The organism is Pedobacter sp. GR22-6 (assembly GCF_037402555.1).
Lineage (GTDB): Bacteria > Bacteroidota > Bacteroidia > Sphingobacteriales > Sphingobacteriaceae > Pedobacter.
Genome location: NZ_JBBEUC010000001.1, coordinates 16,333 through 38,444 on the forward strand (window position 1 = coordinate 16,333; position 22,112 = coordinate 38,444).

The window sequence follows — 22,112 nt, forward strand, 5'->3', positions numbered from 1 at the left end:
AAGAAATTAACATGTGTTGATAACAAGGTTTTAACGAAAAGAAAAAGGAATTGGTATATTTTACCTAAAGCAACTAATCCCGTTGTGATGCCAGTAAGTAAAGTACCGCCATTCTTACGGCTACACCATTTTCTACTTGCTCCAGAATGATCGACTGTTTACTGTCTGCTACATCACTGGTGATCTCCACTCCCCTGTTGATTGGGCCAGGGTGCATCACGATAATTTCTTTATTCAGGTTGTCCAGGATTTCCTTATTCAGCCCATACATCATCGCATATTCCCGTTGTGAAGGAAAATATTTGATGTCCTGTCTTTCCAACTGAATACGGAGCATATTGGCTACGTCGCACCAGTTCAGTGCTTTGATCAGGTCGTGTTCCACTTTTACACCAAGACTGTGAATGTGCTTAGGAATCAATGTAGTAGGGCCACATACCATCACTTCAGCGCCTAGCTTTTGCAAGCAAAGGATATTGGATATGGCTACCCTGGAATGTAAAATGTCGCCTACAATAACTACTTTTTTACCTGCTACATCTCCCAGTTTCTGGCGGATGGAAAAAGCATCTAACAATGCTTGTGTAGGATGTTCATGTGCTCCGTCGCCAGCATTCACGATCTGCGCTTTAATGTGTCGGCTCAGAAACTGTCCGGCTCCGGCATAGGGATGCCGCATCACCACCATATCCACTTTCATGGCCAGGATGTTATTTACAGTATCAATCAGTGTTTCCCCTTTACTTACAGAGGAAGAAGAAGCAGCAAAATTGACCACATCTGCAGAAAGCCTTTTTTCTGCCAGTTCAAATGAAAGCTTGGTACGGGTAGAGTTTTCGAAAAATATGTTGGCAATGGTAATATCCCTCAAAGAAGGAACCTTTTTGATCGGTCTGTTGATGACATCTTTAAAATTATCTGCAGTTTCAAAAATCAATTCAATATCATTCCGGTTAATATCTTTAATACCTAAAAGATGTCGGGTTGATAGTTTTTCTACTGCCATATTATTTATTGCTTTCTGATAATAAGATTACTTTGTCTTCTCCTTCGGTTTCCTTCCAGCTTACTTTTACCTGTTGTGAGTTCAGGCTGTCTACCTGATGCCCGATATAATCCGGTTCAATGGGTAGTTGTCTGGAAAAACGCCTGTCAATCAATACCATGAGTTCCACTTTAGCAGGTCTGCCATAAGCAAGTAAGGCGTCCATCGCTGCCCGGATGGTTCGGCCTGTCCAAAGCACATCATCAATTAAAATCACTTTTTTCCCTTCAATAATGAAATCTATGGTGTTGCTGCTCGCAGAAACAATACTGTCTTTTCTTCTAAAATCATCTCTGAAAAAGGTGATGTCCAGGTTGCCTTTTTTAATGGCAGTTTTTTTCAGTATAAGGGAAAGTTCTTGTTGTACTCTATCGGCAAAATAACTGCCTCTCGGCTGTATGCCAATTAAAACAGTATTCGAAAAATCGGTGTGATTCTCAATTAATTGATGACAAAGTCTTTTAATTGTGATCTGGAATTTTTGACCGTCTAGCAGGGTTCTCTTTTGCATTGACTTAATAATTGCACAAATATAGCCAAAAAGTTGTAACGCCAAACCGAGGAATTGCCTTTTTGTAAGTTTTTCTAGAGATAGTTTTTGGGATAATTGACTTTCAGTCGGTTGTACCGTTGCAATTGAGTTCTTAGTCTTTGTTGAAAATCTGTAAAGTCTTTCTTTCCTTTTGGACTCCACAGTACTTCACTCAGGGCATCAAGCCTGGGGAATAACATGTATTCCGCCTTGGCTGGATTGGCGATGTATTCCGTCCATAAATTGCCCTGCGCACCCCAGATGTATTTGCTTTCCTGGGTTGTGAGGGTTGTTGGTATGGGTTCGTAGTCGTATACATTTTTTAATGGAACATATCTCGTTGCAGTCAGAGAATCCTCTTTCATAAATTGTGCATGATTGAAATACATAAAGGTCTCCGGAGTCATGATTACTTTGTGTTTTTTCTTTGCAGCGGCTATTCCTCCTTTTTCACCACGCCAGCTCATCACAATAGCGTTCGGCGCCAATCCACCATCCAATATCTCGTCCCAACCTATAATGGTTTTTCCTTTGCCATTCACAAATTTTTCTATCCTTCTGATGAGGTAACTTTGCAGACCATTTTCATCTTTTAATCCTTTTTCTTTAATGATCTTTTGGGAAAGGGCAGATTCCTTCCACCAGATTTTGGAACATTCATCTCCCCCGATATGGATATAGGGCGAGGGAAACAAATCCATAACTTCTGTTAGTACTTCTTCCAAAAAACGAAAGGTTTGCTCTGTGGGCTGAAGCACATTATTGAACTTATTGAAAATGCCCCAGGTCTGCGCTACCTCATACTTCTTCCTGGGAGTAGTGCCCAGCTCGGGATAGGCAGCCAATACGGCCATGCTGTGCCCGGGCATCTCTATCTCGGGGATGATGGTAATGTATCGCTTTGCAGCATAGTCGATGACCTCTTTAACTTCTTCTTGTGTGTAGTAGCCCCCATAACGCAGGCCATCATTTCCTGTTCCAGGATATAGCCCAATAATAGTTCCGTTTCGCCATGCGCCAATATCGGTCAGTTTGGGATGTTTTTTAATTTCTATCCTCCAACCATGATCATCCGTCAAATGCCAGTGGAAATAATTTAGCTTGTGCATTGCAAGGTAGTCTATGTACTTCTTGACAAAGGCTATATCAAAGAAATGACGGCTTACATCTAAGTGCATTCCCCTATATGCAAACCGTGGATAATCGGTTACTTTTAAAGCGGGTATATCCAGTTTCCGTTCTTCAGCGGGTTTTATCGGAAGGAGTTGTAACAGCGTTTGCATGCCATAGAAAATACCTTCATTGGATGAGGCACTGATCTCTATTTGCTTGCTGCCGGAATTGAGTTGATATTCTTCGGTATGCGGTCTTGCTTCTTTAGTTTTGATGAATCGGATGGAATTCGATTTTTTCTCATTACTGAGGTAGGGGAGTGTATGCAGGACCACGTCATAATATTTCAAGATATATTCCGCTACAAAATCTGCTGTAGGCTTTAGGGCAGGATCATTGATGAGTATCGTCGTATTGTCTCCCAGTACGAACTTGCGTTCTGCAAGGTTTAGTTCCAGATCAACCGGTTTAGGAATGATGGCAGGAATTTGCGCAGTGGCGGTTAAAAAGAAGAGAAGGATGGATATGGTCGACAGGAAAGATTTCATGGTGTTGGAGATGTACTTCTATATAACAAAAAAAGGCATCCCGTGTAAGGGATGCCTTTAATATATGAGTTTTAAAGATTACAGACTATTTTTTAGCCTTGTTTTCTTCACCTTCCATTTGTTGTTTCAATTGTGCAAGCACACCTAAATCACCTAATGTAGATTTTTCAACTGAATCTTTAACTTTTTTCACTGCACTGCTTGAAGCTTTAGCTTCTTTTTTCTTAGCATTACGCTCTTCGTTAGCAGCTTCAGCTTTAGCCTCTTCCCAGATACGGGCATGAGAAACAACGATACGTTTAGCATCTTTGTTAAACTCAATGATTTTAAAGTCATTGGTTTCTTCAGCTTTGATGGTTCCGCCATCTTCTTTAGCCATGTGTTTAGTTGGTACGAAACCTTCTACACCATAAGGTAAAGCAATAACAGCACCTTTATCAGTTACTTTAACAACAGTTCCCTGGTGGATTGAATCTACCGTGAAGATAGTTTCGAAAGTATCCCAAGGGTTTTCTTCCAATTGTTTGTGACCTAAGCTCAATTTGCGGCTTTCAACATCTAATTCAAGAACAACTACGTCTAATGTATCACCAACTTTAGTGAATTCGTTAGGGTGGTTAACTTTTTTAGACCATGAAAGATCAGAGATGTGGATCAATCCGTCGATACCTTCTTCGATCTCAACAAATACACCGAAGTTAGTCATGTTTTTAACTACTGCAGTATGTTTGCTTCCGATAGGATATCTTTCAGCAACATTTTGCCAAGGATCTTGAGTCAATTGTTTAATACCTAAGCTCATTTTGCGCTCGTCTCTGTCTAAAGTTAAAACTTCAGCTTCGATTTCATCGCTAACTTTCAGGAATTCTTGTGGGCTGCGTAGGTTTTGTGACCAGCTCATTTCTGAAACGTGGATCAGACCTTCAACACCAGGAATGATTTCTAAGAAAGCACCGTAATCAGCTACAGTAACAATTTTACCTTTTACTTTAGAACCAACAGCTAAGTTAGCATCCAGAGATTCCCAAGGGTGAGGAGTCAATTGTTTCAAGCCTAATGCAATACGTTTTTTCTCGTCGTCGAAGTCAAGAACAACCACATTGATTTTCTCATCTAAGCTCAATACTTCTTTTGGATGCTCTATGCGGCCCCAAGAAATATCAGTGATGTGCAACAGTCCGTCAACGCCACCCAAGTCGATGAATACACCGAAGTCAGTGATGTTTTTAACAGTACCTTCCAACACCTGACCTTTTTCAAGTTTAGATACGATCTCAACTTTTTGGCTTTCCAAGTCGTCTTCGATCAAGATTTTATGAGATACCACTACGTTTTTAAATTCGTGGTTAATCTTAACAACTTTGAATTCCATTGTTTTACCCACGTATACATCGTAATCGCGGATAGGTTTAATGTCAATTTGAGAACCAGGTAAGAAAGCTTCAACACCCATGATGTCAACGATAAGACCACCTTTAGTACGGCTTTTAACAAATCCGTTGATGATTCTGTCATTGTCAAGGGCCTCATTGATGGTTTCCCATGATCTCTGAGTTTTAGCTCTTTTACGAGATAAGATTAATTGGCCGTTCGCGTCTTCCGGAGCTTCCACGAAAACGTCAACTTTGTCGCCAACTTTCAAATCAGGTGTATCACGGAATTCAGAAGTAGATACCAAACCGTCAGATTTAAATCCTACGTTCAATACTACGTCTTTGTTGTTGATAGAAACAACAGTACCGCTGATGATCTCACCTTGAGTGATTTGATTGAAAGTATCGGTATACATGTCTTCAAACTTTTTACGGTCTGCGTCACTGTAGTTACCGAAAGCTTTGTCATCTGCATCCCAGTCAAAATCCTGATCTGGAGTAGCCAATGATGACTTGATCTGTTCGATAGACACTGAATCAGCTTCTGACTCAATCGTCTCTTTTTCTGCCAGGCGAGCATCTGCGCCTTGCAATTCGGCTGTTTTAGCCTCTAGTTCTTTTTCTGCTACTTGTTTTTTAGCCATTAAAATTAAATCTCCTTTTTCCCGTTAGGGACGGCAAAGATAGAAAATCTTTTTTTTGAAGCAAAGAAATTTTTGATAAATGTTGTTGATTTTGAACCAATTGTATATATAATATACGGTCCTGGTTTTTTTATCTTTTTTCTCCGGGCCGGATTTAGTGCAATGGATTGCGTAAAATGAACATGTTTTTGGATCGAATTGCTATATTGCATCATTAACAGGGTTTTTAATGAAGAAAAAGGTTTCTATAAAGGATATTGCCAAACAATTGGGCATTTCCATCAGTACGGTTTCATTTGTGGTGAATGGTAAAGCTAAAGAAAAAAGAATCAGTGAAGAGCTGACAAAAAAGGTGTTGCAACTGGTAGATGAATTGGATTATAAACCTGATGCACTGGCAAGAAGTTTCCGCACTGGGAAAACAAACATCATCGGTTTTCTTGTAGACGACATTTCTGAACCTTTTTTCTCCGGCATAGCACGTTTTATCGATGAAAAAGCAGCTAAAAAAGGATATAAAATTATTTACAGCAGTACGAGAAACAATAGGAAAAAAGCGGTAGAACTGCTGCAGATCTTCCAGGACAGGCATGTGGACGGTTATATCATCGCATTGCCAGAGGGTACGGAAGATGAAGTTCAGGCGCTTACCGGCAGCGGTAAGCCGGTGATCTTATTCGATCGCTATTTCCCGGGTCTGAAGACAGATTATGTAATCATTAATAACAGGGAGAGTACATTTAATGCTGCTGCCCATCTCGCAGATAATGGCTATAAAAACATCGGCTTTGTAACCATTGATACGGTGGAACAACAAATGCTGGACCGGCTAAAGGGCTATGAAGATGGAGTCAAGGCACGTGGACTTCGGGCAAATGTCATTAAAATCCCTTATTCTAATGCCTCCAATTCCAGGGATCAGATCATAGAATACCTAAAAGGACATCCTCAGTTGGATGCCGTTATTTTTGCTGCCAACTACCTGTCCATGGATGGTTTGAGGGCCATTCAACGCCTGGGTTTACAAATCCCCGGAGATTTAGCCGTCGTGTCGTTTGATGATTTTGAATTGTTGGAATTTGCAGCAACCACCATATCTGCTATTGCGCAGCCTCTTGAGAAAATCGCCGAGGAGATCATGTCTATCCTGCTCCGCCGACTGGAAGCCCCGGATAATGAGAGCGGATTTCATCAGGTGGTGCTCCCAACAGAGTTTAACATTCGGAAATCATCATTGGGAAAAGTGTAATAATCTCCATCATATTTGGTCAGATAAGCCTTATCCTGTCTTTTAGCAAAATAAAATTTTTTGAAAAACCCGTTGGAAAGCTAATTCCGTCTAATTTATTTTTTTTCCCGTTTGCCTGATTACTTTTTGAAATTTTGTGGCGATTAAATCAAAATATAATGAACGGATATTGTGAGAATTTAAATTTTTCAAAATTATGAGGCCAATTAGAATTGGCCCTGCCATTACTAATCGTAATGAGGATTCAGTAAATATTTATCTAAATGAAATTAGCAAGTATGATCGTTTAACACCGGCTGAAGAAGTAGCGCTTGCCATTCGTATTCGGGAGGGTGATACTGCCGCTTTCAACAAGCTGGTAACTGCTAACCTGCTTTTCGCGGTCTCTGTAGCCAAGAAACACCTGTGTCAGCAATCGACACTCGCCGATCTCATCAATGTAGCCAACATGGGACTGATTTATGCAGCAACGCGTTTTGATGAAACGCGGGGATTTAAATTTATATCTTACGCTGTCTGGTGGATAAGACATTTCTTAAATCACGACTTAGAAGAAAATCTTCGACCCATCCGCTTGCCGGGGAGTCAGCTGGAAATTATATCGAAAGTAAAAAAGGCCAGGGCCGTGTTAGAACAAAAGTTTGAGCGAGAACCAACAGATGAAGAAATCGCGGAATTTGCAGATCTGGCAATGCCTAAAGTTCGGGATTCCGATCATTTCGGCCATCAAGTCTATTCCCTGGATTCCCCAGATACCCCAGATGGAACCAGTTGCCTGCTGGATGGTCTTGTGGATGCAAATGCATTGTCGGCAGACTACCTTGCTTGTGATGATAGTTTTACTAGTGATGTGGTTATGTGTATGGAAGCCTTATTGGAACCGCGGATACAGCTGATCCTAAAGCATTTTTTTGGACTCGATGGTTACGAGCAAAAGACAATTGAAGACATTGCTCCTTTGTTGAGATTAGGTGAAGAGCGTACACGTCAGCTGAAATATAAGGGCATTCGTCTTTTACGTGAGTATTTTAAGGATAGGAGAGGTTATAGAAATTAAACAAAAAAACCGCCTGCTAGCACACAGACGGTTCGGCAAACCTAATGAACCTATTATTTGCCTGATTTCTTTTTTTCAGCTGGTTTTGGCGTAGAAGTCGCCGGCTCTGCTTTTTTTACTTCAGCTTTGGCATGTTTCGATTTATGCACAGCTGGTTTTTGAGTAGTAGCTGGAGTTTGTGCGAATGCGCCAAAAGTTGCTGCAACTAATGTCAACGCTAAAATTGTTCTTTTCATGTTCTTATCTTATTTAGTGTTTTTTGTTAGGTCAAAGTTGCACACCAAACATGAAGATTTCATGAAGAAAACCGGAGACTAACAGAAGTGCCTTTTCCTTTTTCGGAAGCTATTTTTAATGCGATCCCATGGAAGTCTGCAATGCTACTGGCTATAGCCAGTCCCAGTCCATGGCTATCCTGTCGCTCAGAGTGAAGTTTCTCAAAACGGATAAAGGCACTTTTCAATTCTTCTGGAGCCATGCCCGCACCTGTATCTGAGATGACCAGTTCAAAAGTTGTTCCTTGCAAGCTGCCAAATATTTTCACAGAACCGGATCTTACATTGTACTTGATGGCATTGCTGACCAGGTTAGTGATGAGTATATGCAGTAAAGAGCGGTTCCCGATAAAGCGATAATCCTCCGGCAAGACAACTTCTAAATCCAGATCCATCAGCAGTAGCCGGTGTTCCAGTTCTTCATATACCTCGTTCACCGTTTCCCGGATGGAGATCTGGTCTTGCTTGTGATACTGGTTGTGCTCTATTTTGGAGATCAGCAGCAGACTGTTGATGATGGATTTCAGCCGGCTCAACGTCTTCAGATTGGCAAAAACTTTGTTTTCTCCCTCCGTACTCAATTTTTCCTCGTTCAGCAAGTTTTCCATTCGTGTACTCAAAACGGAAATAGGGGTAAGCAGTTCGTGTGATACATTGGCGATGAACTCTTTTTCAGTTCGAAACAGCCCCGCAATTTTGTTCATCAGCGCGCTAATGCTCTGATCCAGAATTTCGAAGTCCCGCGTACTGGTTTTTACCGGTTCATAGTTGAAATTGATAGGGTCGTTGACCTTGTTTAGCTTCTGGTCTATAATGCGATAAAATGGCGCTAGCAGGAAGCGGGTAAATGCCATATCTGCAACAAGGCTAAGGACCACCGCTGCTATTAAAATAAAAAAAGTAAAAACGGATATAGTATGTTCCAACTGGGATACTGCAGACATGGTTTCCCCTAGCTCAAGACGGTACCTTCGGTATCTGTAAACAAAATCTGCAGTGAGGATCTGATACGCTTCTTCCGCGCCTTCAATGCTGCGGATTTCTTGTTTAAAATGTTCCTTAAGCGGCGTGTTGTCGTTGTCGACTTCTTTGAGGATGATGTATTCTTCTTTTAACAGGTTATAATCTGTGAATGTCCCCTGATGGGTCAGCAGGTCATTGATTTCGTTGCCGGTCAGGTGGTCTATCAACTTCGTTTTTTTCTGAAGCAAGCGCTGTTGCATGTGCTTTACAGAAATGTGGTTGATAGAAATGAGGATCAAAAAGCCCAGGAGGGTAATGATCGCAACCTTTGTCAATGTATTGTATAAAGCAAGTTTAAACTGAAGTTTCATAATATCCTTTGCTTTATAAAGCTAACGATCAAAAATTGATTCTGTAACCTATACTTCTTACGGTTTCAAACCAGTCAATTTTAGCATAAACCGATAGTTTCTTGCGTAGGTTCTTCACATGTACATCTACGAAATTGGAATCGGAATTGATCTCCAGGATATCTCCCCAGACGTGTTCCGTCAGGTTAATCCTGGAGATCACTCTGTTCTTGTTGAGTACAAGGTAATTAAAGATTTCAAATTCCTTGTTGGTCAGGTTAATGCGTTCGCCGTTGAAGCAGAGCATATGGTTCTTGATGTCCAGTATAAATTTGTGCACATTCACTTCATTGCGCTCTAATTTATGCTTACGCCTGATGATCGCATGCATCCGGGCCAGCAATTCCGTGAGGGAGAAGGGTTTGGCAAGGTAATCATCAGCACCGGCTTCAAGCCCCTTGATGCGGTCATCTACATCCCCACGGGCCGTGAGGATGATGACCGCATCTTCTCTTCCTGGTATTTCTTTGAGCTGATGGAGCAAGTCAAAGCCATCACCCCCGGGCAGCCCCAGATCTAGCAATATAAAATCGTAGGCATTGACAAATATTTTCTCGGAGGCCGAGGCCTTCTTCCAGGCATGTTCTATGGTGTAGCCTTCTCTGCCGAGAAACTTTGCCATTTCCAATGCCAGTGTTTTTTCATCTTCAACAATGAGGATGTTCATTTTATTTCCATCCCCCGCCCAATGCCCTGTACAGGTTCACTACAGCCTGCAATTTTTGCAAGCGGTCATTGATGCTGTTTAACTGAGCTGTCAGCAAGCTTTGCTCAGAAGTCAATACGTCAGTATAGTTTGTAGCTGAACTGTAACGCAGCAATTCTTTCGTGAAATCCACGGCTTTGGTCAGCGAGGCGATCTGTTTTGCTCTCGTAGTTTCTTTTTCTGTAGCGGTTTGGTAAGCAAACAGTGCATTGGAAACCTCTTGTCCGCCAGTTAGTAATGTCTGCTGAAAACTGTAGAACGCCTGCTGTTGCTGTGCTTCAGCTGTTCTCAATCTCGCCTTATTGACTCCCCGGTTGAAAATTGGCTGTGTCAGTCCGCCAATCAGGTTATAAAATATGGAATTGTTGAAGAAGTCCTGAAGATTAAGCGTAGATAGACCCCCATTGGCCGTCAGCGTCAGTGCCGGATAGAAAGAGGCTTTCGCTACGTTTTTGTTCTCAAATGCTGCTCTGAATGCAAATTCTGCAGCTTGTACATCAGGTCTGTTCTGCAACAGCTGGGCCGAAAGACCGGTCTGCAGCTGATCATAAGCTACTTGTTGATCAATGCTTGATCTCTCAATACTGCCGGGACCTTTACCCAATAATATACTCAATGCATTTTCTGTTTCCCTGATGGTTCTTTTCAGGTCAGGGATTGTTACTTGGGCAGCATATAAGTTCGCCTCACTTTGTACTACAGCCGCACCGTTGACCACGGCTCCTTCCTTCAGAGATTTCATGGTTTCCACATCACTTTGCCTGATCTTGATGGTTTGCTCCGTGATGGCTAGTTGCTTGTCCAGTGCCAGCAAGTTGTAATAGCTGTTGGCAATGTTGGCAATCAGCTGGGTCTGCACTGCTCTCTTAGCGGCATCTGTCTGCAACAATGAGGCATAAGCAGAGCGCTTGGCGCTACTTAGCCTTCCCCAAATGTCAGCCTCCCAGCTACTGCTCAGCTGAGCCCTGTAGGTCTGGGTTTCGGTATTGATATTGATGCCTGCAGGAAAGTTCAGGGCTGCCCTCGATTGTTTGGCGTCCGTAACTGAAAGATCGGCTGCCAGACTTGGTAGCATAGCCCCCTTACTTTGTAGCAGTGTGGCTTGTGCTATTTTAATGCGTTCGATGGCCTGCTTCAGGTCCAGGTTTTCATTCAGCCCCTGCTGAATGAGATTTTGTAAGGTCGCATCGGTAAACAGGTTTTTCCAGGGCAGATCGGCAATGGTGGTACTGTCACTTGTCGTATTGTCACGGTAAAGACCATTGCTGTTGACTGCCGGACGCTCATATTTTTTAGTGACGCAGGCAGTCAGGCTTAATGCCGTAAGACCGATGATGAGGTATGATTTATTAAATCTGGAATTCATGTGTTCTTTTAATTAATGTTCGCGGGTGTCTACTTCAGGGAAATCGATGGCTTGCTGCTTGATGTCCACAGTTTCATCAAAAGGAGATTTGCTGCTGATTCTTTCCTGCAAACTTTGGAAAATGATGAAGAGGGTAGGGATCACGAAAATACCAAAAATGGTACCGATCAGCATTCCCCCGACGGCGCCGGTTCCAATAGATTTGTTACCGGCAGCCCCCACACCTGTAGAAAGCATCAATGGCAACAAGCCCAAAATGAAGGCAAACGAGGTCATCAGGATCGGGCGCAGACGAGCTGTAGCACCACTGATGGCAGCTGCTACAATGCTCATGCCTTTTCTTCTCCGCTCCACTGCATACTCTACAATCAGGATGGCATTCTTAGCGAGCAAGCCCACCAGCATGATCAGCGTGATCTGTGTATAGATGTTGTTATCTACCGCAAAAATCTTATCGAAAATGAATACCCCAGCCAAACCGATCGGCAGTGAGATCAACACTGCCAAAGGCAGGATATAACTTTCGTATTGCGCTGCCAGCAGGAAGTAAACAAAGACTACACAAAGTAAAAAGATAAATATCGTCTGACTTCCGCTGGACATCTCCTCCCTGGACAAACCTGAAAACTCGTAACCATAGCCTACCGGCAAATGGATGGCGGCTTCTTCCTGGACGGCTTTTAGGGCATCACCGGAACTGTATCCGGCATTCGGACTACCTGTTACTGAGATGGAAGTATATAGGTTAAAACGGGAAATTGCCTGTGGACCATATACCCTTTTTAACGTGATAAAACCGCTGATCGGCGCCATGGTTCCGTTGGCATTACGTACGTAAATGCTGTTGAGGCTTTGTTCATTGGCCCTGTACTGTGCGTCAGCCTGGTACATCACGCGGTATTGTTTACCAAATTTATTAAAGTTGGATGCATAAACACCTCCATAATAACCTTGCAGTACACCAAGTACATCACTTACGGAAAGACCCGCCTGTTTCACTTTGGCTACATTCACATCTACCTGAAATTGAGGGAAATTGGGGTTAAAGGAGGTCGAAGCATACTGTATCTCAGGACGCTTGCTCAACGCAGCCAGGAACTCATTGCCTATCGTGTTGAACTTATTGATGTCGCCACCGGTTTTGTCCTGCAGCTGGAATTCGAAACCACCACTGGTACCGAAACCTTGTATGGTCGGAGGAGCAAAGAAGATGATTTTTGCACCCTTAATGCTTGCAGTTTTGGCAAATAATTCGCCAATGATTGCTTTTACATCGCGCTTCCTTTCATTCCATGGAATTAGCCTGGAGATGACCATACCGTATGAACTTCCGGAACCACTGATCATACTTCGGCCTACTACTCTCAGTGAACTCTTGATTTCGGGGATAGAATGCACGATTTCGTCGATCTGAATGATCACCTCATTCGTGCGTTCCTGTGAAGTACCCGGGGGCAGGGAGATGTCTGACATGATTGTACCTAAATCCTCATTCGGTACAAAACCTTTAGGGGTGGTATTCATGGTCCAGATCAATATTCCTGTAAAGGTCAGGATACCAGCAATAGCGACCCATTGTTTCCTCGCCAGGAAGCTCACCGAACGTTTGTAACGGTTGGTCATCAGGTCGAAGGATGTATTGAAGGCAGTATAGAAGCGCTGCATGAAGTTTTTCTTGTGTCCATGGTCATCTGCATGAGGCTTCAGCAACAAGGCACATAACGCGGGGCTTAGTGTCAGCGCGTTGATGGCAGAAAGGATGATCGCGATCGCCAGCGTCAAACCAAATTGCTTATAGAATACACCGGAAGATCCCTGAATAAAACTCACGGGTATAAACACAGCTGCCATGACCAGGGTGATCGAAATGATCGCACCGGTAATGTCTTCCATCGCATCTATAGTGGCCTTTTTGGCCGATTTATAGCCATGGTCCAGTTTGGCGTGGACCGCCTCTACCACCACAATGGCATCATCCACTACGATACCGATCGCGAGCACGAGTGCAAAAAGCGTGAGTAAGTTGATCGTAAAACCAAATAAACTCAGGAAGAAGAAAGTACCTAAAATCGCCACCGGTACACTGATCGCAGGGATCAGGGTAGAGCGGAAGTCCTGCAGGAAGATGAACACCACGAGAAATACCAGGATAAAGGCTTCTATGAGCGTGTGAATCACCTTTTCAATAGAAGCATCCAGGAAGTCATTCACATTCACCAATGCGGTAAAGTGCATGCCTTTAGGGAAATTGGCAGAAGCCAGCTCCAATGCATTTAACGAGCCTTCAATAACCTCTTTGGCATTGGATCCTGCCGTCTGGTTGATGGCAATACCCAATGCCGCCTTACCATTGAAACGAACAGAACTGGCATAACTTTGCGCACCCAACTCAATCCGGGCTACATCTTTCAATCGCAGTACCTGTCCGTTTTCAGCTGTTCTGATGATGATATTGCTAAACTCTGTTTCGTTTTTCAAACGGCCGGAATATTTCAGCGTATATTGGAAAGACTGTTGCCCCTGCTCACCAAACTGACCCGGAGCAGCTTCGATATTTTGTTCAGCCAGGGCGACACTTACATCATTTGGAACCATACCGTATGCCGCCATCACATCTGGTTTTAGCCAGATGCGCATGGTATAATCCATTAGACCGAATGCACTTGCATCACCTACACCATTGATCCTTTTGATCTGGGGGATCAGGTTGATGTTGGCATAGTTTTGCAAAAAGCTCTGATCATAGGACGCACTGTCACTATAGATCGCAAAGATCAGCACATTACTGGCCTGTCTTTTCGCCGTGATTACACCTGAGCGCGTCACCTCTGCGGGCAAGAGACTAGAAGCCCTGGCCACACGGTTCTGAACATTTACCGCTGCCAGATCGGCATTAGTGCCCAATTTAAAGTTAATGGTGATGGTGGCAGTACCGTCATTGCTGGCGCTGGAGGTCATATAAGTCATGTCCTCTACACCATTGATCTGCTCTTCGAGCGGGATAACCACACTGTTCATTACCACGTCGGCGTTGGCTCCCTGATAAGAAGCGGAAACCTGTACCGTAGGTGGTGCTATTTCAGGGTATTGAGATACCGGGAGTGTCACCAGACCCAATACCCCAAGGATCACGATGATGATGGATATGACCGTCGATAGGACCGGTCGTTCTATAAATTTCTTAAACATAATTATTTACTTTGAAGTTCGGCATATACAGAATCGGCAGGTTTTTCCTCAGGTTTGATCTGGGCACCGTCTTTCAGGCTCTGGAAGCCCTCCAATACGATCTTATCACCGGCTTTCAGCCCTTTGGTCACCACATAGAAATTCCCTTTGGTCAATTCCATGATCTCGATTTCGGTATTTTTTACCGTTCCTTTTGCATCTACTACATATACAAACTTCTTACCCTGCAGGTCTATGGTCGATTTCTGCGGAATCAGCACTGCATTTTCCACTGGTTGTGGTACACGTACCGAAGCACTGGCACCGCTCCTCAACAGGAGTGATGGATTCTTGAAAGTAGCCCTCATGCTTGCAGAACCGGTGTTGGTGTTGATCAATCCGTTGATCGACTCAATCTTACCATTTTCAGCGTAGGCAGTTCCGTCCGACAACACCAGGGATACAGCAGGGATATTTTTCAACTGTGCAGCTAGATTAGCGCCTTTATAGTTTCTGGAAAAGTCCAGCAACTGCTTTTCATTCATGGAAAAATAAGCATATACACGAGATATATTGGATACGGTAGTCAGAGGTTGCACACTGGTCGCGCTGACCAGACTTCCGGTCTTGTACGGGATACTTCCGATCACACCGTCAACAGGGCTTTCAATCCTGGTGTAACTTAGGTTTACCCTGGCATTAGCCAGTTCAGCCCTGGCTTGTGCAAGCGCTGCTTTTCTACTTTGAAGCGTCAGCTGTGCAGCGTCAAGGTCATACTTACTGATGATGTCTTTTTCTACAAGCGGCTTGGTCTTATTGACCTGTAGCTGCGCGCCATTCACATCTGCTTCAGCACTGCTGATCGCAGCGTTTGCTGTCCGTACCAATTGTTCGTATTGAGGTGCATTGATGGAAAACAACAATTGGCCTTTCTTGACAGTAGCACCTTCGTCTACATAGATCCTTTCGATGAAGCCATCTACTTTTGGTCTGATGTCTACATTCTGGATACCTTCAAGCGTAGCGGGGTAGTCGATTTCAAGATCAGTAGATTGTGCAGTGACAGCCACTACAGGATAGGCCTGGGGCTGGTCGGCGGCGCCTGCGCCAGCCTTTTTCTGATCGTTATTTCCGCAGGAGCTGATGATCAGCAGGGCGGGGATAAGTAAGTAGAGCGATTGGACTTTAGTTTTCATATTTAAGGATATTGTGCGTTTTTTAAGGGAATATGGTTTCAAAAATAATTTGTTTGCGTTCCTGCATAAGGGCTTGATATTCCTCATTGCTCATGTTAAAAAGGATACTGTTTAGCGGCGCGGTTACCAGGGGATAGGCCATCATGGAGAACAGGTTGATAATGTAATGTCTCGGGTTCATGGCTTTCAGGCTCCCGTTATCCATTTCTGTTTGTATCTCTTGTAATATTCTGTTGACTTTTTCTATACGCGCACGTTTGAATTCCATGACATCGTTACGGTTCATCTGTGTAATGATGAATACTTCGCGATAAGGGTATTTCATGGCTTCTTCTATAAAGACATCGATCAGGTTTCTGATTTTTTCCTTGAAGGGCATCTTAGAATCGAAAACTTCATCCAGTAAGGTCATGAGTTCCCGTTGCGCTTCATGAAACACCTGATCAAACAGGGCATCCCTGGAGCGAAAATAATAGTTGACCAGTGTCCGGTTCACACCGGCAGCGTCTGCAATCTCCTGAGTAGTAGCGTGTAGTTTTCCTTCAGCAAAGAACATATGCTTAGCGGTATTCTTTATCAATTGTTCGGTTCCGGTATCTCTTACGGTCATTACTTCTGGTTTGACAAAAATGTTAAACAAAAGTATGGAACACAAGATATACTTAAACCACCGAATTGTAATGTTTGGCAGACAATGGGATTTGTAACTAAAGATTTGCAAAAAACCTGAGCGGCATCATTGTTTTTTCAGAAGAAAAGAGATACCTGCATTCAGCAATTTGGCTGCAGGACTACAAGGGCATGTGTGCGTGCACCTGTGCCATGGCAAAGTCCAGTTGTTCTGTTTCTGTAAGCTCGGTATTGTCCAGGATCACCGCATCTTCAGCCCGGGTAAGCGGACTTTCTACGCGTGTGGTATCCGCATAATCCCGATGGGCCAGGTTTTCGAACACATCCTCCAGGGAAGTTTCAGTATCGCCTTTACTTTGTAATTCTTTATACCGTCGCTCTGCACGGATCTTCGGATCGGCGGTCATGAAGAATTTCACCTGTGCATCCGGGAATACTGTAGTGCCGATGTCCCGTCCATCCATGACAATGTTTTTGGACTTGCCCATGCGCTGCTGTTGCTTTACCATTTCCTTACGCACGATCTTATTGGCCGATACTTCACTGACGTTCTCCGATACGGGCATTTGCCTGATTTCTTCAGATACCTCTTCGCCATTTAAGGTGATGTGCGACTGGTAGTCACGGGCGTGGAAATTGAGCTCGATATGTTGTAGCGCATCTTTTACCGCTTCATCGCTGCCAATATCGGTATGATTCCGTATGAAATAAAGCGTTACCGCCCTGTACATGGCGCCGCTATCAATATAAATGAAACCTAGTTTTTTAGCCAGTGCTTTTGCAAGTGTGCTTTTGCCGCAAGAAGAATAGCCATCTATGGCCACTACCAGGTTTTTTCTCATACCTTACAAAGTTAGTATTTTAAAGAATTGTTTGAAATGAATATCGCTAACTTTGTAGCATGTTACCTAATAAAGAAGAACTACTGAAGGTGGTCACGTTTAAGACTTCCAGAAGCGGCGGAAAAGGCGGGCAAAATGTAAATAAGGTATCCAGTAAAGTGGAACTGCTGCTCCATATTGAAAACACTCCTTTTTTTACAGATGAGCAGCGTGCCTTGTTAAAGGAACGTATGGCACATAGACTGGATCAGGAGGGTTACTTGCATGTCGTGTCGCAGGAAGACAGGAGCCAGCTCATGAATAAGGAGCGGACTTTATTAAAATTGATGGCTTTACTCAAATCGGCTTTACACGTGCAAAAAGTCCGAAAGCCTTCAAAGACCCCTAAGTCTGTCATCCGCAAAAGGATGGAAGACAAGCGTGCAGTTTCTGCAAGAAAAACCTCAAGAAAACGCCCTCAGCTCGATTAGGGATTGCTACCGGTTTTAGTTGAACCGGTAGAACATGCTGATGCTGCCATACTGGTGGGCCTTCGCACTGCTTTTAAGCTCCCTGGTCTTGAAGATCATCCCAAAGTCGAATGTAAAACGCTGTGAACTATAATTGAAACCAACCTGTTGCGCAAAGACCAATGGTTTTACGTCAAAGGTCACCGGACTATTGTCATTAAACATACTGCCCTGAATGGTCGCATCGTAGGCAACAAAATTCAATTGTGGCTTGGCATAGAAAAAAACTTCGCGTTTCTGCAAGGCTTTTGTCTTGGCATTATGGCCAATCACTGAATTGGTATAAGCAGAGTTGAAAAGTTGATTTAAGCCGCCAGCCCGGAACAAAATTCCGGCGCCTGCCCCGCTGAAAGTCGTCCCCACATTCGCATATCCTTCTACGGAAAACTCCGTGGAATTGTTAGATGCGCGTTGCAGCAGCTTGGTATATTGGGCAGAAAGGTTTACGGACAGCTCATTTTTAATCTGATATTCCCAACCTGCAAGTTCATAAAAACCTACTGTATTGTGCAATAGCTCCTGCCCATCTTCAGCAAGGGAATTAGGACCTGTGGTTCCGAGTTCCGCACTGACTTTTAGTATGCTTTCGTTGCTCTTGAACCAGGTCATGGCTCCGCCTGCATAAAGATAGCCGGCAAAGGGACGGTCCTGGCGATCCGGATCCGGGGCATATCCTGAAATAGGGTTGTACATCTTTTGTCCGGCGGAGAGCTCATAGGTTTTTTTCTCTAAGCCATCTTTCAGTTTAGACTGGTCCAAAGCCCTGCGGAAATGAATGAACAGTCCATTGGTATAATAGCGGTCCGAACCCTGCGCCAGGTAAGAATCATTGTCGCTGCGGAATCCGAATTCATTTTTATAAGTCTGTGAAAAGAGGCTGGTGCTGCTCAAAAGGAGAGCGGCTGCGCTGAGTAAAAGTTTGTTGGTCATTGTTGGTATAAAAAAACTCCGGATAAAATTTCCGGAGTTCAAGTTAGTATTTTTAAAATTAGAATTTACAAAATTGTTAGTGGGCGATGGTCTTTGGCTTTGCACTCAAATCCTGAGGATTGTTTACCTGCTCTTTTGTAAGAGCCAGCTCGATCACTTCCTTCATTTCACTTACGTAATGGAAATTGAGGTCCTTGATATAGCTTTCCTTGATCTCCAGAATGTCCTTGCGATTAGACTTGCAAAGGATAACATCTTTGATATTTGCCCTTTTTGCCGCCAGGATTTTCTCCTTGATCCCACCAACCGGCAATACTTTTCCACGTAAGGTAATCTCTCCGGTCATGGCCAGATTAGATTTTACTTTACGCTGTGTAAAGGCAGAAGTAAGTGCTGTCAACATGGTGATGCCTGCAGATGGTCCATCTTTAGGCGTGGCTCCGGCAGGTACGTGGACGTGCACATCCCAATAATCAAATAAGACATTGTCAATGCCAAACAGGTCTGCATGTGCCCTTAGGTAGGCCAAAGCAATGATGGCCGATTCTTTCATTACCTCACCCAAATTTCCGGTCAGGGTCAGTTTTCCTTTGCCCGGACTCAGACTCGCCTCTATGAAGAGGATATCTCCTCCTACGGATGTCCATGCCAGTCCCGTAACTACACCAGCGACTTCATTTCCCTCATAAAGGTCTTTGTCGAAGATCGGCGCACCCAGGATCTGTTCCACATCGTTAGCAGAAAGGTTTGGCTCGTAGCTTTCTTCCATTGCAATCTTGGTGGCTACGCCACGGACCAAAGAGCCAATCTTCTTTTCAAGTCCACGTACACCGGACTCCCTGGTATAGTCTTCGATCACTTTTTCAATCAGCGAACTTTTCAGGACAATATCTTTATTGTTGATGCCGTGCTGATCTTTTTGTTTAGGCAACAGGTATTTTTTGGCGATTTCTATCTTTTCTTCAATGGTATAGCCATTCACCTCGATGATCTCCATACGGTCCAGTAATGCGGGCTGTATCGAACCCAGAGAATTGGCTGTAGCAATGAAAAGTACATTGGATAGGTCGTAGTCTGCTTCCACATAATGGTCATTGAAAGCACTATTTTGCTCAGGATCCAGTACTTCCAGTAAAGCTGAAGATGGGTCACCCCTAAAATCGGTGCCTACTTTATCGATTTCATCCAATACAAATACGGGATTGGCTGCACCTGCCTTTTTGATCGATTGAATGATCCTGCCCGGCATGGCGCCGATATAAGTCTTACGGTGACCACGGATTTCTGCCTCATCCCTGATTCCTCCAAGGGCCATACGTACATATTTGCGGTTCAAAGCCTTGGCTATAGATTTTCCCAATGAGGTTTTACCTACTCCCGGAGGGCCTACCAGGCATATGATCGGCGCCTTCATATCGCGTTTTAGTTTGAGTACGGCCAGGTATTCTATGATTCTTCTCTTTACTTTTTCCAGGCCAAAATGGTCCTTGTCAAGAATACGCTGCGCGCGTTTCAGGTCAAAGTTGTCTTTGGTAAAGTCGTTCCAGGGTAAGTCCAGCAAAAGCTCCAGGTAATTGATCTGCACCGAATAATCCGGGGCAGCAGGGTTCATCCGGCCCAATTTTTCGAGTTCCTTAGCGAAATGTTCCTGTACGGGTTTGCTCCATTTTTTCTTTCTGGCACGGGTTTCCAATGCCTCATATTCCATGTCAGAAGAATTACCGCCCAGTTCTTCCTGGATGGTTTTCAACTGTTGGTTCAGAAAATAATCCCTTTGTTGTTTATCAAGGTCTGTACGTACCTTGGATTGGATCTGGTTCTTTAGCTCCAACATCTGTAGTTCCAGAGTCAGCAATTCCATCACCATATCTGCACGACTGCGCAGACTGGTCATTTCCAGCATCTTTTGTTTATCAGCCACATCTGCATTCATGTTGGAAGAGATGAAGTTGATCAGGAAAGAGGTGCTTTCTATATTTTTCAGGGCTATCCCTGCCTCACTTGGGATATTCGGCGAAAGCTGGATGATCTGCGAAGACATTTCCTTAATAGAAGCCACAAGTGCTTTGAATTCCTTGTCACTTTTGTGTTTATCTTCGGTGAATTTAGTGATGCTGACCTTAATGTAAGGTTCAGACTGCACCTCTTCGATCAGGCGGAAACGTTGTTTACCCTGGATAATGACGGTAGTGTTGCCATCTGGCATCTGCAGCATCTTGATGATCTGTGCTACTGTTCCTACTTCATTGAGCTGATCGAAAGAGGGATCCTCTATAGAAACATCTTTCTGAGAAACCACACCAATGATGCGGTTACCCTTATAAGCTTCCTTGATGAGCTTAATGGATTTATCCCTGCCAACTGTGATCGGGATCACAACGCCGGGAAAAAGTACTGTATTTCTTAGTGGGAGTATGGGTAAGATTTCTGGTGTTTCCTCATTGTTCATTTCATCTTCATCCTGCTGGGACATCAGTGGAAAGAACTCAGTATCTTCATTTATGATCGGTAAAGCATTGCTGAAATCAAACTGATCTTGTTTACTCATTTAATATAAGTCTTATAAAATAAAAACGACAATATGACAGCATGTCGTCCGTGATTTAATTAATATGTTACATTACGCTATTTTCAACTCCTATGCCAAAAGGCGAATGTACTACATTGTCGGTTAAAAAGTCAGGTAGAAATAAAAAATGCATGCTGCATCATATTTTTTGTTATTCAGCGTTAAAAGTAACGTATTCATTCGTGGTATGATAGTTGCCAATTTCAAAGCCTTTGCCTATACCTGAAAAATAATGATACATTTGCTTAGGGATTAGGTAAAACTAAATATATTTATTTTTTTTAATTAAAATTTTGATGAACTACTTCAAGCAAACAATTTTAATATTATTGGTAATTTCTGCCAATCGTGGCATGGCTCAGAATTATGATAAGCTGGGGATGCAGGCTTGGATGAAGGGCGACTATAAAGGCGCGGTTGCACAGCTGGAAAAAGCGGACAATAAAGATCCCAATAATCCCTCTGTGCTGAAAATGCTGGGCTACTCTTATTTCCAGTGTGGCGATTTTGAGAATGCAATTGCGACCTACAGCAGGTTCATCAGCCTCAAACCTTCAGACTATTCTGCGTATTACTACCGTGGAAAAGCAAGGTTAAATGTAGCCAATGATCCCAAAGAATCCCTAAACCAAATGCGCGAAGGCTTCTATTTATCTTCAATTAAAGATTTTACAAAGGCAATCGAGATCAATGGTGAGGAAGACGCGCAATTGCTCCAAAACCGTGGTCTGGCTTATAAAGATTATGCGATCTACAAATCTTATTCAGTAAAAAAATCTGCAGAGAAAACCGCTTGTGTCGCTATATTCAATAGTGCTACTGCCGACTTTAAAAAGATTTTACTCGTGCAGCCACAGCGTAAAGACATTCTTGGCCTGATCGATTATGTGAAAGCACAAGTAGTAAGTTTGAAATAATTCCAACTGAAAAGTATAAAAAAAGCTCCTTGTCTTCAACTGGCAAGGAGCTTTTTTGTGGGTTCGGCCA

Annotated in this window: 18 protein-coding genes; 4 read left to right on the forward strand and 14 right to left on the reverse strand. The window is 43.4% G+C overall.

The features are described 5' to 3' along the window. Window positions 1-73: 73 nt before the first annotated feature. From WAE59_RS00055 to rpsA, 4 genes are all read right to left on the reverse strand, one after another. On the reverse strand, window positions 74-1,006 hold the full coding sequence (locus tag WAE59_RS00055) for an aspartate carbamoyltransferase catalytic subunit (RefSeq protein ID WP_337853870.1): 933 nt from the start codon (window positions 1,004-1,006) through the stop codon (window positions 74-76). A 1-nt stretch (window position 1,007) separates the two neighbouring features. Continuing rightward, window positions 1,008-1,556, reverse strand: coding sequence for a bifunctional pyr operon transcriptional regulator/uracil phosphoribosyltransferase PyrR (pyrR, locus tag WAE59_RS00060; protein WP_337853871.1), 549 nt, complete (start codon window positions 1,554-1,556; stop codon window positions 1,008-1,010). Between the two features lie 74 nt (window positions 1,557-1,630). Next, window positions 1,631-3,238, reverse strand: a complete 1,608-nt coding sequence (locus tag WAE59_RS00065; RefSeq protein WP_337853872.1) for a beta-N-acetylhexosaminidase — start codon at window positions 3,236-3,238, stop codon at window positions 1,631-1,633. Window positions 3,239-3,323: 85 nt separating this feature from the next. Beyond that, on the reverse strand, window positions 3,324-5,255 hold the full coding sequence (gene rpsA, locus WAE59_RS00070; protein WP_337853873.1) for a 30S ribosomal protein S1: 1,932 nt from the start codon (window positions 5,253-5,255) through the stop codon (window positions 3,324-3,326). Between the two features lie 229 nt (window positions 5,256-5,484). Between rpsA and WAE59_RS00075 the strand changes: the two genes are divergently transcribed. Both WAE59_RS00075 and WAE59_RS00080 read left to right on the forward strand, forming a co-directional pair. After that, window positions 5,485-6,504: a LacI family DNA-binding transcriptional regulator gene (locus tag WAE59_RS00075; protein ID WP_337853874.1), complete on the forward strand. Its 1,020-nt coding sequence runs from the start codon at window positions 5,485-5,487 to the stop codon at window positions 6,502-6,504. A 196-nt stretch (window positions 6,505-6,700) separates the two neighbouring features. Next, a complete protein-coding gene (locus tag WAE59_RS00080) occupies window positions 6,701-7,561 on the forward strand; it encodes a sigma-70 family RNA polymerase sigma factor (RefSeq protein ID WP_337853875.1) in 861 nt (286 codons plus the stop codon). Window positions 7,562-7,614: 53 nt separating this feature from the next. Here the strand turns inward: WAE59_RS00080 and WAE59_RS00085 are convergent, their stop codons facing one another. The 8 genes from WAE59_RS00085 to cmk all read right to left on the reverse strand — a co-directional run bounded on the left by WAE59_RS00085 (window position 7,615) and on the right by cmk (window position 17,117). Beyond that, complete coding sequence (locus tag WAE59_RS00085; RefSeq protein WP_337853876.1) at window positions 7,615-7,797, reverse strand: hypothetical protein; 183 nt, start codon at window positions 7,795-7,797, stop codon at window positions 7,615-7,617. A gap of 59 nt (window positions 7,798-7,856) precedes the next feature. Next, window positions 7,857-9,170: a sensor histidine kinase gene (locus tag WAE59_RS00090; RefSeq protein WP_337853877.1), complete on the reverse strand. Its 1,314-nt coding sequence runs from the start codon at window positions 9,168-9,170 to the stop codon at window positions 7,857-7,859. Window positions 9,171-9,198: 28 nt separating this feature from the next. Further along, complete coding sequence (locus WAE59_RS00095; RefSeq protein ID WP_337853878.1) at window positions 9,199-9,876, reverse strand: response regulator transcription factor; 678 nt, start codon at window positions 9,874-9,876, stop codon at window positions 9,199-9,201. Between the two features lies 1 nt (window position 9,877). Then, entirely contained in the window at window positions 9,878-11,281 is a 1,404-nt protein-coding gene (locus tag WAE59_RS00100; protein WP_337853879.1) for an efflux transporter outer membrane subunit, read from the reverse strand. 12 nt (window positions 11,282-11,293) lie between these two features. Beyond that, complete coding sequence (locus WAE59_RS00105) at window positions 11,294-14,470, reverse strand: efflux RND transporter permease subunit (RefSeq protein WP_337853880.1); 3,177 nt, start codon at window positions 14,468-14,470, stop codon at window positions 11,294-11,296. Between the two features lie 2 nt (window positions 14,471-14,472). After that, window positions 14,473-15,645 carry an efflux RND transporter periplasmic adaptor subunit gene (locus WAE59_RS00110; protein ID WP_337853881.1) on the reverse strand — a complete coding sequence of 391 codons (1,173 nt, stop codon included), beginning with the start codon at window positions 15,643-15,645 and terminating at the stop codon, window positions 14,473-14,475. Window positions 15,646-15,667: 22 nt separating this feature from the next. Next, complete coding sequence (locus tag WAE59_RS00115) at window positions 15,668-16,255, reverse strand: TetR/AcrR family transcriptional regulator (protein ID WP_337853882.1); 588 nt, start codon at window positions 16,253-16,255, stop codon at window positions 15,668-15,670. A gap of 181 nt (window positions 16,256-16,436) precedes the next feature. Beyond that, a complete protein-coding gene (cmk, locus tag WAE59_RS00120) occupies window positions 16,437-17,117 on the reverse strand; it encodes a (d)CMP kinase (RefSeq protein WP_337853883.1) in 681 nt (226 codons plus the stop codon). Between the two features lie 59 nt (window positions 17,118-17,176). On the opposite strand from cmk, the gene arfB reads away from it, so the two are divergent. Continuing rightward, the gene (arfB, locus tag WAE59_RS00125) at window positions 17,177-17,587 is read left to right on the forward strand and encodes an alternative ribosome rescue aminoacyl-tRNA hydrolase ArfB (RefSeq protein WP_337853884.1); all 411 of its coding nucleotides are present in this window, start codon (window positions 17,177-17,179) and stop codon (window positions 17,585-17,587) included. 15 nt (window positions 17,588-17,602) lie between these two features. Here the strand turns inward: arfB and WAE59_RS00130 are convergent, their stop codons facing one another. Further along, entirely contained in the window at window positions 17,603-18,556 is a 954-nt protein-coding gene (locus WAE59_RS00130) for a lipid A deacylase LpxR family protein (protein WP_337853885.1), read from the reverse strand. Window positions 18,557-18,632: 76 nt separating this feature from the next. Further along, complete coding sequence (gene lon / locus WAE59_RS00135; protein ID WP_337853886.1) at window positions 18,633-21,104, reverse strand: endopeptidase La; 2,472 nt, start codon at window positions 21,102-21,104, stop codon at window positions 18,633-18,635. Between the two features lie 317 nt (window positions 21,105-21,421). Here lon and WAE59_RS00140 point away from each other — a divergent pair, with 317 nt between their 5' ends. Further along, complete coding sequence (locus tag WAE59_RS00140) at window positions 21,422-22,042, forward strand: tetratricopeptide repeat protein (RefSeq protein WP_337853887.1); 621 nt, start codon at window positions 21,422-21,424, stop codon at window positions 22,040-22,042. Window positions 22,043-22,112 lie beyond the last annotated feature (70 nt).

Excerpts from the sequence above, each read along its gene's own strand:
- WAE59_RS00080 (WP_337853875.1), top strand. The coding sequence starts at position 6,701 with ATGAGGCCAATTAGAATTGGCCCTGCCATTACTAATCGTAATGAGGAT.
- WAE59_RS00065 (WP_337853872.1), bottom strand. The coding sequence starts at position 3,238 with ATGAAATCTTTCCTGTCGACCATATCCATCCTTCTCTTCTTTTTAACC.
- WAE59_RS00115 (WP_337853882.1), bottom strand. The coding sequence starts at position 16,255 with ATGACCGTAAGAGATACCGGAACCGAACAATTGATAAAGAATACCGCT.
- pyrR (WP_337853871.1), bottom strand. The coding sequence starts at position 1,556 with ATGCAAAAGAGAACCCTGCTAGACGGTCAAAAATTCCAGATCACAATT.
- WAE59_RS00110 (WP_337853881.1), bottom strand. The coding sequence starts at position 15,645 with ATGAAAACTAAAGTCCAATCGCTCTACTTACTTATCCCCGCCCTGCTG.
- arfB (WP_337853884.1), top strand. The coding sequence starts at position 17,177 with ATGTTACCTAATAAAGAAGAACTACTGAAGGTGGTCACGTTTAAGACT.
- rpsA (WP_337853873.1), bottom strand. The coding sequence starts at position 5,255 with ATGGCTAAAAAACAAGTAGCAGAAAAAGAACTAGAGGCTAAAACAGCC.
- WAE59_RS00055 (WP_337853870.1), bottom strand. The coding sequence starts at position 1,006 with ATGGCAGTAGAAAAACTATCAACCCGACATCTTTTAGGTATTAAAGAT.
- WAE59_RS00105 (WP_337853880.1), bottom strand. The coding sequence starts at position 14,470 with ATGTTTAAGAAATTTATAGAACGACCGGTCCTATCGACGGTCATATCC.
- WAE59_RS00075 (WP_337853874.1), top strand. The coding sequence starts at position 5,485 with ATGAAGAAAAAGGTTTCTATAAAGGATATTGCCAAACAATTGGGCATT.
- WAE59_RS00095 (WP_337853878.1), bottom strand. The coding sequence starts at position 9,876 with ATGAACATCCTCATTGTTGAAGATGAAAAAACACTGGCATTGGAAATG.
- WAE59_RS00100 (WP_337853879.1), bottom strand. The coding sequence starts at position 11,281 with ATGAATTCCAGATTTAATAAATCATACCTCATCATCGGTCTTACGGCA.
- WAE59_RS00090 (WP_337853877.1), bottom strand. The coding sequence starts at position 9,170 with ATGAAACTTCAGTTTAAACTTGCTTTATACAATACATTGACAAAGGTT.
- WAE59_RS00140 (WP_337853887.1), top strand. The coding sequence starts at position 21,422 with ATGAACTACTTCAAGCAAACAATTTTAATATTATTGGTAATTTCTGCC.
- WAE59_RS00130 (WP_337853885.1), bottom strand. The coding sequence starts at position 18,556 with ATGACCAACAAACTTTTACTCAGCGCAGCCGCTCTCCTTTTGAGCAGC.
- lon (WP_337853886.1), bottom strand. The coding sequence starts at position 21,104 with ATGAGTAAACAAGATCAGTTTGATTTCAGCAATGCTTTACCGATCATA.
- cmk (WP_337853883.1), bottom strand. The coding sequence starts at position 17,117 with ATGAGAAAAAACCTGGTAGTGGCCATAGATGGCTATTCTTCTTGCGGC.
- WAE59_RS00085 (WP_337853876.1), bottom strand. The coding sequence starts at position 7,797 with ATGAAAAGAACAATTTTAGCGTTGACATTAGTTGCAGCAACTTTTGGC.